Source organism: Demequina sp. NBRC 110055 (assembly GCF_002090135.1).
Lineage (GTDB): Bacteria > Actinomycetota > Actinomycetes > Actinomycetales > Demequinaceae > Demequina.
In genome coordinates this window covers 105,819-117,212 of record NZ_BBRL01000007.1, presented here as the reverse complement: position 1 = coordinate 117,212, position 11,394 = coordinate 105,819, and the positions used below count along the sequence as shown (strand labels likewise).

At 69.4% G+C, this 11,394-nt stretch carries 10 protein-coding genes; 1 reads left to right on the top strand and 9 read right to left on the bottom strand.

What is annotated here, in order from left to right; translation table 11 throughout:
* Window position 1: 1 nt before the first annotated feature.
* The 7 genes from rny to pgsA all read right to left on the bottom strand — a co-directional run bounded on the left by rny (window position 2) and on the right by pgsA (window position 4,991).
* A complete protein-coding gene (gene rny, locus B7K24_RS08705; RefSeq protein WP_084129947.1) occupies window positions 2–1,462 on the bottom strand; it encodes a ribonuclease Y in 1,461 nt (486 codons plus the stop codon).
* Between the two features lie 33 nt (window positions 1,463–1,495).
* Complete coding sequence (locus B7K24_RS08700) at window positions 1,496–2,005, bottom strand: regulatory protein RecX (protein ID WP_084129946.1); 510 nt, start codon at window positions 2,003–2,005, stop codon at window positions 1,496–1,498.
* Complete coding sequence (gene recA, locus B7K24_RS08695) at window positions 2,005–3,066, bottom strand: recombinase RecA (protein WP_084129945.1); 1,062 nt, start codon at window positions 3,064–3,066, stop codon at window positions 2,005–2,007. The genes B7K24_RS08700 and recA overlap by 1 nt, the downstream gene beginning before the upstream one ends.
* A 222-nt stretch (window positions 3,067–3,288) precedes the next feature.
* On the bottom strand, window positions 3,289–3,522 hold the full coding sequence (locus B7K24_RS08690) for a DUF3046 domain-containing protein (protein WP_084129944.1): 234 nt from the start codon (window positions 3,520–3,522) through the stop codon (window positions 3,289–3,291).
* Window positions 3,522–3,833 carry a helix-turn-helix domain-containing protein gene (locus tag B7K24_RS08685; protein ID WP_084129943.1) on the bottom strand — a complete coding sequence of 104 codons (312 nt, stop codon included), beginning with the start codon at window positions 3,831–3,833 and terminating at the stop codon, window positions 3,522–3,524. The genes B7K24_RS08690 and B7K24_RS08685 overlap by 1 nt, the downstream gene beginning before the upstream one ends.
* 95 nt (window positions 3,834–3,928) lie before the next feature.
* The gene (locus tag B7K24_RS08680) at window positions 3,929–4,432 is read right to left on the bottom strand and encodes a CinA family protein (protein WP_084129942.1); all 504 of its coding nucleotides are present in this window, start codon (window positions 4,430–4,432) and stop codon (window positions 3,929–3,931) included.
* Entirely contained in the window at window positions 4,419–4,991 is a 573-nt protein-coding gene (gene pgsA / locus B7K24_RS08675) for a CDP-diacylglycerol--glycerol-3-phosphate 3-phosphatidyltransferase (RefSeq protein ID WP_200808315.1), read from the bottom strand. Before pgsA ends, B7K24_RS08680 begins: the two co-directional genes overlap by 14 nt.
* 65 nt (window positions 4,992–5,056) lie before the next feature.
* On the opposite strand from pgsA, the gene B7K24_RS08670 reads away from it, so the two are divergent.
* Window positions 5,057–6,406 (top strand): CapA family protein, encoded by a 1,350-nt coding sequence (locus B7K24_RS08670; RefSeq protein WP_084130035.1) that lies wholly within the window; start codon window positions 5,057–5,059, stop codon window positions 6,404–6,406.
* Here the strand turns inward: B7K24_RS08670 and B7K24_RS08665 are convergent.
* On the bottom strand, window positions 6,403–8,673 hold the full coding sequence (locus B7K24_RS08665; protein WP_084129940.1) for a bifunctional diguanylate cyclase/phosphodiesterase: 2,271 nt from the start codon (window positions 8,671–8,673) through the stop codon (window positions 6,403–6,405). The genes B7K24_RS08670 and B7K24_RS08665 overlap by 4 nt on opposite strands.
* Window positions 8,658–11,345 (bottom strand): DNA translocase FtsK, encoded by a 2,688-nt coding sequence (locus tag B7K24_RS08660; protein ID WP_084129939.1) that lies wholly within the window; start codon window positions 11,343–11,345, stop codon window positions 8,658–8,660. Before B7K24_RS08660 ends, B7K24_RS08665 begins: the two co-directional genes overlap by 16 nt.
* Window positions 11,346–11,394 lie beyond the last annotated feature (49 nt).

Genomic DNA, 11,394 nt, shown 5'->3' with positions numbered 1-11,394 from the left:
CCTACCCTGCGACCGCGTCGGCGCGAAGTTCGCGGACCACGGTCACTCTGATCTCTCCAGCGAAGCTGAAGTCGCTGCTGATGTGCTCAGCAATTGTACGCGCCAGCGACTCGACGCCCTCGTCGTCGACCTCGTGGGGCTCGACGACCACGCGCACTTCGCGACCCGCGGCCATCGCGATGACCTTCGACACGCCGTGATGGTCGGCGACGAGCGTCTCGAGGTTCTCCATGCGCTCGATGTACGCATCGGCGTCGTCGCGGCGCGCGCCGGGGCGCGACGCGGAAATCGCATCCGCCACCTGCACGATGAGCGCCTCGAGGGTCTGCGGCTCCACCTCGTCGTGGTGGGCGGCGATCGCGTTGACGACGTCCTCGCTCTCGCCGTGCTCGCGCATGTAGCTCGCGCCCAGCGAGGCATGGGTGCCGGGCCGCTCGTGGGTGAAGGCCTTGCCGATGTCATGCAGGAAGGTGGCACGGGTGGCGAGCTCCACGTCGGCGCCCAACTCGCGAGCGATGTCGCCCGCGATCTGCGCGGCCTCGACGAGGTGGCTCAGGACGTTTTGGCCGTAGCTGCTGCGCAGACGAAGGCGACCGAGGGTCATCACGACGTCCTCCGGGATACCGCGGACTCCCGCGGCCTCGACGGCGTCCAGACCGGCCTCGAGGTGACGCGCATCGGCATCGGCCACCGCCTGGTGATAGGCGGTCTCGATGCGGTGGGGGTGGATGCGACCGTCGTCGATGAGGTCGCGCAGGGTGACCTCGGCGATCTCGCGGCGCTCAACATCGAACGACGACAGTTGGACGGCGTTGACGCCCTCCTCCACCAGCACGTTCACGCCCGTGATCGACTCGAACGCGCGAATGTTACGGCCCTCACGACCGATGATGCGGCCCTTCATGTCATCACTGGGAAGGTCGATCCACGTGGCGGCCGCCTCGGCGGAGGTGCGCGCCGCCTGGCGTTGCATGGCACCCACGAGGATTTCGCGCACCCGGCGGTCGGCGGAACTCTTGGCCTGACGCTCAATGCGGCGCACGTCGGCACGCGCGTCGTCCTTCGCGGCCGCAACTACCCGCGCGCGCAACTGCTCCTGCGCCTCCTGAGCGCTGAGGCCTGCGACCTCGGCCAGCGCCTGGCGCGTCTGCTGGGCGATGAGCTCGCGATCGCCGGCGACGCGACGCTCGTCACGCGCGACCACGGCGGCTCGCTCCTCGAGCGCGCGCGAATACGTCTGCGCGGCGCGCTGGTCGGCAGCCAGGTCCTTCTCGCGCTGGGCGACACGTTCCTCACGCCGCTGAGCCTCAGACACCAGATCGCGGGCTTCCTCGCGCATGCCCTGGGTCTCGGAGGTGACGGAACGGCGGATCGCCTCGGCCTCGCGGCGCGCGTAAAAGACCAGGAGGAGGGAGACGAGCAGCAGAACCAGGGTGGCCACCGTCGCGATCAACTGCGCCACTGTGGCACCGCCCTTCTTCCGTGTCAGGTCACACTACGCGCCTATGTCATCGGCACGCGAGAAGTCTTTCACGAGAGCGAAGGCCACAGACGGCGAGTAGCCCTTGCGGCCCAGCATGCCGACAACCCGGCGGACGCGGGCGTCGTGGTCGACTCCCGCCAACTGATCCCATCGCTTACGTCCCAGCGCGCGAGCGGCCTCGTACTCGTCCTCATCCGAAATCTGTGCGAGGGCCTCGTCCACGTGCGCCGCGTCGAAGCCCTTGCGCGCAAGTTCCTGCGAGATGGCCCGGCGCGACTTGCCGCGTTCCTGGTGGCGGGTGCGCGCGATCGTCGAGGCGAGCGCGCCATCGTCGAGGAGGCCGACCTCCTCGTAGCGCGCGACGATCTCGTCCGCGAGGTCCTCGTCGACGTCGCGCGACACGAGCCCCTCACGCAGCTGTGCACGCGACCGCGCCGAGTGGGTCAAGAGACGCAGTGCGATCTCCCTGGCCCGCTCGGCGGGGTCGAGCGACGAGGCGTCAGCCCGCGGTGCGCGCGGCATTAGAAGGTGGCGCCCTCCTGCGTGGACTCGTCCGCGGCACCCTCGGCGTCGGGGTCCTCGGCGGCCATGCCGACGCCCAGCTTGCGCTTGACCTTGAGCTCGATCTCGTCGGCCAACTGCGGGTTGTCCTTCAAGAACGTGCGGGAGTTCTCCTTGCCCTGTCCCAACTGGTCGCCGCCGTACGTGTACCAGGCTCCCGACTTCTTCACGAAGCCGTGCTCCACTCCCAGGTCGATGATGCCGCCTTCTCGCGAGATGCCCTGACCGTAGAGGATGTCGAACTCCGCCTGCTTGAACGGCGGGGCCATCTTGTTCTTGACGACCTTGACGCGGGTGCGGTTACCCACGGGGTTGGTGCCCTCCTTGAGGGTTTCGATGCGGCGCACGTCGAGGCGCACGGAGGCGTAGAACTTCAGCGCCTTTCCACCCGTGGTGGTTTCGGGCGAGCCGAAGAACACACCGATCTTCTCGCGCAGCTGGTTGATGAAGATCGCCGTGGTGCCGGTCGTGTTGAGCGCACCGGTGATCTTGCGCAGCGCCTGCGACATCAGGCGTGCCTGCAGTCCCACGTGGCTGTCGCCCATCTCGCCCTCGATCTCGGCCTTCGGCACCAGTGCCGCAACCGAGTCGATGACGAGGATGTCCACACCGCCCGAGCGAACCAGGATGTCGGCGATCTCCAGCGCCTGCTCACCGGTGTCAGGCTGCGAGATGATCAGGTTGTCGATGTCCACGCCCAGCTTGCGGGCGTACTCGGGGTCGAGCGCGTGCTCGGCGTCGATGAACGCCGCCGTGCCGCCCTGCTTCTGCATATTGGCCACCGCGTGGAGCGCGACCGTGGTCTTACCGGACGACTCGGGGCCATAGATCTCGACGATGCGGCCGCGCGGGAGCCCGCCGATACCGAGCGCGATGTCGAGCGCGAGGGAGCTGGTGGGGATCGCCTCAACGGCGACGGTCTTGCGCTCCCCCAGACGCATGGCGGAGCCCTTGCCGAACTGACGGTCGATCTGCCCGAGCGCGGCCTCGAGTGCCTTCGAGCGGTCTGCTGCCTGTGCCATGTCTGGTCCTTGTCTTTCGTGGCATCCCTGCCGTGGCGTGCGGTACGTGCCTGACGCTACGGGGCGCCTGTGACATCGCGACGGGAGCCGTCGACCCACGGGGCGCCGACCACTCCTGAGGAGTTCCTGTGCACCACAGTAATCGAACATCTGTTCGAGGCAAGCGCGACGCGCCGTCAGGTGGACATGGGCGTCACTGTCGCCCCGGGTCACGGGCTTCGGTCAGCGCGGCGGCGGCACCATGCGGCTGCGGTCGCCCCCGTCGCGGCGGATGGCGGGGATCTCCATCTGCTCGCACCAGGCGTGCCACACGTCCCGCGGAGCCTCGCCGTCGGCGAGCGCCTCGTTCACGGTACGGGACTCGAAGCGGTCGAGCGCGAGATCGCGCGCGAGGCTACGGGAGGAGGCCGCACCGAAGACGTCGTCGGCGAGCTCCCAGAATTCGCTCAGCCGCACTAGCGCGAGCGCAACTCGCCGAGCAGCTCCGGCACGGTGTCGGGGATCGACGGCATCACCGCGACGCCCTCGAGGGATTCGGCGGTCGCAAAGCGGTCGGAGACCTCGCGGAGGATCGCGGACATCGGCACGTCGAGGGCCTCGCAGATCGACGCGAGCAACTCGGACGACGCCTCCTTCTGGCCGCGTTCGACCTCGGAGAGGTAACCAAGGGACACCCGGGCTCCGGAGGAGATGTCGCGCAACGTCTTGCCTTGGGTCAGGCGAGCGTCGCGGAGCACATCTCCGATCTCGGTGCGCAAAACGGGCATGCGTCCCCTCCTCACATTCGGCGTGGACATGACATTACTGATCACGCCTGTAGAAACGCAGGGTACCCCAGTTGTGTTCCCCAGTGCCAGAAGCCCTACGCGGCCTCGCCGAGCACCTCAAGCGCCAGGGCGAGTGCGGCATCGACCGCCCCCCGCCTCACCTCGGCTCGATCGCCCTCGATCGCGACGGTGTGTGACACGACGCGATCGCGGTACGCCACCGCCACACAGACAGTCCCCGGGGCGCGCCCGCCGTGGGGTTCCGGCCCCGCCGCCCCGGTTGTCGCGAGCCCCACGGTGGCGCCGCAGGCGGCGACCACCCCCGTGGCCATCGCGCGTGCGACCTCCTCGCTCACGGGACCCGGGTCGTCCAAGAGACCGGGCTCGACCCCGAGCAGTAGCGTCTTCACATCGAGCTGGTAGGCCACGATGGCGCCACGTACGACCTCCGAAGCTCCAGGGGTCTCGATCAGCCGGGCACTGAGCGCGCCACCGGTCAACGACTCGGCGCAGGCGACCGTCTCTGACCTGGCACGCGCCGCGGCGAGCACCAGGCCCGCGAGGTCGGCCCCGGCGGGCGCGGTGTCAGGCGTCGGCATCGGCCGTACCGTCGCGGTGCGCCCGGTTGGCCGCACGGATGGTGCGCGCGTAGTCGATCCCGGTGACGACTGCCACGACCGCGGCAGCGACCAGCACCCACCATGCGATGGCGTCCCACCACGCCGGAGCGCCCGGCAGCAGGAACATCAGCAGCGAGGTGAGTTGCAGCGTCGTCTTGATCTTGCCCCCACGGGAGGCCGGGATCACCACCTGGGAGGCCACCGCAAGCCGGCCGATGGTCACGCCCACCTCGCGCACGACCAGGATGGCAAGCGGCCACCACGGGATGCCGTCGACGACCACGAGGCACGCCAAGACGCCGAGGACCAGGGCCTTGTCGGCGATCGGGTCGGCAAGCTTGCCGAAGCCCGACACGACCTCCCAGCGCCGTGCGAGATAGCCGTCGAGCCAGTCGGTCGCGGCCGCGAACGCCACGAGCACGAGCGCCCACCAGCGTGCCGGACCGTCGGCCCCGTCGTCGACGACGAGAAGGACTACGGCGATCGGCACGACGAGCAGTCGCAACGCGGTGAGCGCGTTCGGCACGGATCCGGTCACGCGCCCCACCCTAGCCGCAGGCGGCCGACCCCGAGGCCACCGGCCGGCCTGTCATCATGTCCACCATGGCATTACGCGCGACCCACCGGACCGTCCGTGCCCCGTGGACCGTGGCGGCGGCGTTCGCGGCGGGCGTGCTGGCCGCACTCGTGGCGGGCGGCGCCGTGGGCGTCGCCACGGCCGTGCCTGGCGGGTCGTCGCCCGCGACACAGCCAGCCGCGGCATCGGCCACCGTCACCGCTACCCCCACCCCCACTCAAACCGCGACGCCGGAGCCCACCCCCGACCAGCCCGTCACCTTCACCCTCGTCGCCGGAGGCGACGTCCTGCCGCACTCCCCCGTGGTGCGCTCGGCCACCACCGACGCCGGCATCGACTTTGCGCCGCTGATGGAGGGCGTGAGCGCATGGACGTCGGGCGCGGACCTCGCGCTGTGCCACCTCGAGACCCCCGTCGCGCCCGATGGCGTGGCGTCGGGCTATCCGGTCTTTGCCGCGCCCGAGGAGATCGTGCCGAGCCTCACGACGGTGGGCTTCGACGGGTGTTCGACGGCGTCGAATCACTCGGTCGACCGCGGATTCGCGGGACTCGAGGTCACGCTCGACGACCTGGAGGCGGCGGGCCTGGGTTTCGCTGGCACCGCACGCACCGAGGACGAGGCGGCCGTCACCCAGATGTACGAGGTTCGCGGCGTCGATGCCGCCGTGACCGTGGCGAACGTCTCGTATACCTACGGGCTGAACGGCCTGCCCAAGCCCGAGGGCAAGCCATGGTCGGTCAACACCTTCGACGCGAACGCCGCCGACGCCCAGCCGATCATCGACGCCGCCGCCCGCGCACGCGAGCAGGGAGCCGACATCGTGCTCGCATCCGTGCACTGCTGCGTCGAGTACCGCACCGAGCCCACCGAGGCTCAGCGGGCACTCGCCCAGGCGATCGCCGACTCCGGCGAGGTCGACGTCTACATCGGCCACCACGCGCACGTGCCTCAGCCGCTGGAACTGCTAAACGGCGGCCCGTCCGGTGAGGGGATGTGGACGGCCTTTGGGCTGGGCAACTTCCTGTCGAACCAGGGCACGCAGTGCTGCGTGGCGGACACCAATGCTGGGGCACTGCTCAACGCGACCTTCACAGTGCCCGCCGACGGCCCCGTCGAGGTCGACGCGTCGTGGACCGCCATCACCGTCGACCGGCTCGACGGGCACCGCATGTACGTTTTGAGCGACATTGTGGACGACGGCGCGGGAACGATGGACGCCGCCGAGGCCCGCGCGCGTCACGCCCGAGTTGCGGCGGCGCTCGGCGAGTCCGCCCCCGAACTCACCGACGCGCCTGAGCCGCTCGCCGTGAGCGTTGAGCCTCTCGCCAGGACGGCCGATGCCGTGGCGGCGTCCGCGTCGCCGACGGCCTCCTAGCCGTCGGCCCTGGACACGTCCAGCGGCGATGACTCGAACGGGCGCGGGGCGATGAGGCTAGACGTGACGACGGGCACCGCCTCCGTCACGGCCTGCGCGGGCTGCGCGACGCCGAACAGCCAGCCCTGGCCGTAACGCCAGCCACACCGTGCCAGGTACTCGGCCTGCGCCTCGGTCTCGATGCCCTCGGCGATGGTGGCAAGGCCCAACTCGCGTGCGAGGGCCCCCAGCGCGCGCGACACGCGGGCGCCCGCCGGATCCTCGGGGATGCCGGCGACGAACGACATGTCGAGCTTCACGCCGGACACGGGCAGGTCGCGCAGATAGCTCAGCGGCGATACGCCGGTGCCAAAGTCGTCGAGCAGGATCGGCACACCGGCGTTGCGCAGCTCCGTCAGCTCGTGACGGATACGCGTATTGGGCGCCACCAGGGAGGCCTCGGTGAGCTCGACGACGAGCCGCTGCGGGCTCAGATGATGATGGCTGATGGCGGACAGCACCCGGTCGGCGAACTCGGAGTCGCCCAACTGGTCAGCCGACACGTTCAGAGACACCCACGTGTGCTGGCTGGGGCCCTCGGCGAGAAACTTCGCGGCTTGGTCCACGAGCGCGGTCCCCAACTGGGTGGAGACCTGGCGATCCTCGAGGTGGGGCAGGAACGCGCCGGGTGCGAGCAGTCCACGCGTGGGGTGCTGCCAGCGCACGAGCGCCTCGTAGCCGACGATGGTGCGCGTCGCGAGCTCGAGAATGGGCTGGTAGTACAGCACCAGTTCGCCGCGCTCGATCGCCTCTGACATCTCTCCCACGAGTGCCGCGGCCGTGTCGGACGCCGTGTGCATCGACGGCTCGAAGACCTCGGTGCGCGCCTTGCCGGTCTGCTTGGCGCGGTACATCGCGGCATCGGCCGCACTGAGCAGCGTGGGGGCGCCGCCGGCGATGGTGTCCGGGTCGGCCACCGCGATGCCTATCGAGGCGTGCAGTTGCACCTGGTGGCGCTTGAGCGGCAGGGGGCGCTTCAGGCCGTCGTGGATCGCCGTCGCGATGCCGTACATGGTCGTCGAGCAATCCTGGTGCTGGACCACGATGACGAACTCGTCGCCGCCGGTGCGGGCGACGGTGCCGTGCCCGGCCGTCGCGGCCCGCAGGACGCCCGCGACGTGGACCAGCGCGCTGTCTCCTGTGGCGTGACCGAACCGGTCGTTGAGCGCTTTGAAGCCGTCCAGGTCGACGGCGAGGACGCCCACATATTGCTCGGGGTTTGGCTGGTCGAGGACCTCCTGGAGCACTTCCTGCAGGAGCGTGCGGTTGGCGAGGCCCGTGAGCGGGTCATGCATCGCGCGGTGCGCCATAAGCTCGGTGTGCATACGGTCGTCGGTGCTGTCGCGCACCTGGACCACATAGTGGTCGGGTGCACCGCCGGCGTAGCGCACGAGACCGACGTCGAGCACGGCCCAGACGACGTTGCCGTCGGCGCGCACGTAGCGCTTCTCGACGCTGAAGCGGTTCTGGTGGCCCTCGTAGAGGCGCTGAAGTTGGTCGGACTCCGCGTGCAGGTCCTGGGGGTGGCTCAGCGACGTGAACGGGGTACCTCGCAGGGCGGAGACGGTCGAGCCCATCATCTCAGCGAACGCGCGGTTGACCTCCATGAGTCGCCACTCGAGGTCGACAAGCGCCATGCCGACGGGCGCGTTCTCCATCGCCTTGCGGAACTGCGCGTCGGAGCGGCTGATGGCCTCCGCCGCCTCACGCAGGCCCGAGGTGTCCATGATGGTCACCACCGTGACGGGGCCATCGTCGAGGCCCTCGGGGACCACGCGGGCGCGCACCTGCACCCAGCGGATGTCGTCGGCGCCACGGCGACCGGGCACGCCGACGATGCGTGCCTTCGCGTCATCCGTGCCGATCCCGAAGGCCTGGCGCAACATGATGGGATGCACCCGGTCGTCCACCGCGCGCAGGTTCAGTCGCGACAGTGGGCGGCCCACGGCCTCGTCCCGGGAGACGCCGAGGACCGACGCCGCAACATCGGACAAGAGCGCGATCTCGTCGGATTGGGTGACGATCAGGATGCCGTCACGGGTCGAAGACATCACCGCCTCGAAGCGGCGTTGCATGCGCTTCTCGCGGGCGAGCACCTGGTCGCGCGCCTGGCGAGCCTTCGTCGAGCGCCAGAAGAAGAAAAACGTCAGCGCGGCAAGGGTGAGGACAAGCACCGATGCCGTCGCGGCGACGGCCGGCTGTTGAAACAGCTCTACGAGTCCTCCCACGGTGCGTCCTCAGCTTCCTCATCGATCATCTGGCCCCCCACAGGCGCCGAGCTCTCTCCCCGCAGAATAGCGAGGGTACCGGCCAAGTCGTCAGGCCTCACGAGCACGTCGCGCGCCTTCGACCCCTGCGAGGGTCCCACAATCTCCCTGGTCTCCAAAAGGTCCATGAGGCGACCGGCCTTCGCAAACCCCATCTTGAGCTTGCGCTGCAGCATCGAGGTGGAGCCCAGCTGGGTGGTGATGACCAGCTCCGCGGCCGCGATCAGGTCGTCCAGATCGTCACCGATGTCCGCATCGACCACCGCGCTGGTCGCCGCCTGGGTGACGTCGTCGCGGTACTCGGGATCGGCCTGACGCTTGGTGTGCTCGACGGCCGCGTGAATCTCGGTCTCCGACACCCACGAACCCTGCACGCGCATCGGCTTCGACTCACCCATCGGCAAGAACAGCGCGTCGCCCTGGCCGATGAGCTTCTCGGCACCAGGCATGTCGAGCACCACGCGCGAGTCCGCGAGGGAAGACGTCGCGAACGCGAGGCGGCTCGGGACGTTGGCCTTGATGGTTCCCGTGATGATGTCGACCGAGGGGCGCTGGGTCGCGAGCACCAGGTGGATACCCGCGGCACGCGCGAGCTGCGTGATGCGCTGGATCGACTCGTCGACGTCGCGCGGCGCCACCATCATGAGGTCGGCGAGCTCGTCGACGATCACCAGCAGGTACGGGTACGTGGTGAGGGTGCGGTTGGATCCCGGCAGCGGCTTGACCTTGCCCGAGCGCACCGCCTTGTTGAAGTCGTCGACGTGCTTGAAGCCGAACATCGCCAGGTCGTCATAGCGCATGTCCATCTCCTTCACCACCCACTCGAGGGCCTGCGCGGCCTTCTTCGGGTCGGTGATGATCGGAGTGATGAGGTGCGGGATGCCCTCGTAGATCGTGAGCTCGACGCGCTTAGGGTCGACGAGCACCATGCGCACCTCATCGGGCGTGGCGCGCATGAGGATCGACGTGATCATCGAGTTCACGAACGACGACTTACCGGCACCGGTCGCACCCGCGACCAGCAGGTGCGGCATCTTCGCGAGGTTCGCGAGGACGTAGCCGCCCTCGACGTCCTTGCCGATGCCGATCGCCATCGGGTGGTCGTTCTTCTGCGCCGCACCCGAGCGCAGCACGTCACCGAGCGCGACCGTCTCACGATCAACGTTGGGGATCTCGATGCCGATGGCCTTCTTGCCCGGGATCGGCGACAGGATGCGCACGTCTGGGCTGGCCACCGCATACGCGATGTTTTTGGACAGGTTAGTGATGCGCTCGACCTTCACGCCCTGTCCCAGCTCGACCTCGTAGCGGGTGACGGTCGGGCCGCGGGTGAAACCGGTGACCTCGGCATTCACACCAAAGTCCTCGAGGACGGCGGTCAGCGCCTCGACCACACGGTCGTTCGCCGCGGAACGGGCCTTGTGGGGCGCGCCCTGCACTAGCGAGTCCATGCTGGGAAGCACATACGGCTTGGCGTTCTCGAGCACGCCCTGCTCCCCCGCCGGGACGAGCCGGGTGGTAGCGGGTGCGGCGTGGTCCGTGGCCTCCGGGTCTGCGACATCGGTCCCGACGCCGTCCTCGTACGCGTCACCCTCCACGTCGCCAGCGCCATCACCGTAGGGGCCGCCGCCGGGCTCGGTGGCGTAGGGCGAGACGGGTCCGGAGGTCGTGGTGAGCACCTCCGTGGCCTGGGGGTCGGCGGGCACGGCGTCGTAGACGTCGGTCTCGCCGGTCGGGGCGCTGGCCAGCGCCACCGACGTCGCGAACGCACGATCGGCCTCGTACTCGTCGAGGTCGGCCTCCACGGGTTCGTCAGCGCGCCGACCGAGCAGGCTACGCCGCTTCTTGGGCTCCTTGGGTGCCTTGGGTCGCGTGGGCGCCTTCGCGGACGTGCCGCGCTCGAGCGTCCGATGCTCGGGCAGGTCGAGCTCGTCGTCGTCCTCGGCGGGATGGCGGGTGAAGCGCGCACGGATCAGCGCGATGAGTTCGCGCAGCGGCAAACCGATGACGACGAGGATGCCTAGCAACGTCAGGAGGCTCAGCACGACGACGGCGAGCGGGGTCGACACCAGATTGGCCAGCCCGTTGCCCACGATCCACCCGAGGATTCCCCCGGCGTCGCGCAGGCCCTCCCAGCCACCGTTCGGGCTGGGACGTCCCTCCGCGATCGCGATGAGGCCGGTGACGGTCAGCAGAAGGATGAAGGCGCCGAGCGACAGCCGGTGGTTGGCCTGCTCCTCCTGGGGGGCACGAAAGAGCCTGATCGCGGCCGCGATGAGCACGAGCGGCAACAGCACCGCCACGGCGCCGACGGCCCCCGAGACGACGACATGAATGGCCGTGCCGGCCCACGAGGTCATACCGAACCATTCGCGTGCGGCGATCAGGATCGCCGCGATCACCATGAGGATGGCCTGGCCGTCGCGCCGGACCTCGGGGCTCACCTCACGCGCTCCGTGACCGAGCGAACGCACACCGGAGCCGACGGCTCCCGACACTCCCCTGCCCACGGCCGCAACGCCACGCAGCACCGCGGGCGGTTGCTGCTTGGGTGCGGCCTTCGCCGAGCCCTTCGCGGGGGCGCGCTTGGTCGCGGGCTTGCTGCCGGTGCTCGCTGGGCGTGAGGATGCCATGTTCCCGGAGGGTACTCGCGCACGGACCGCGCGGGGTGGTGCCACCCCG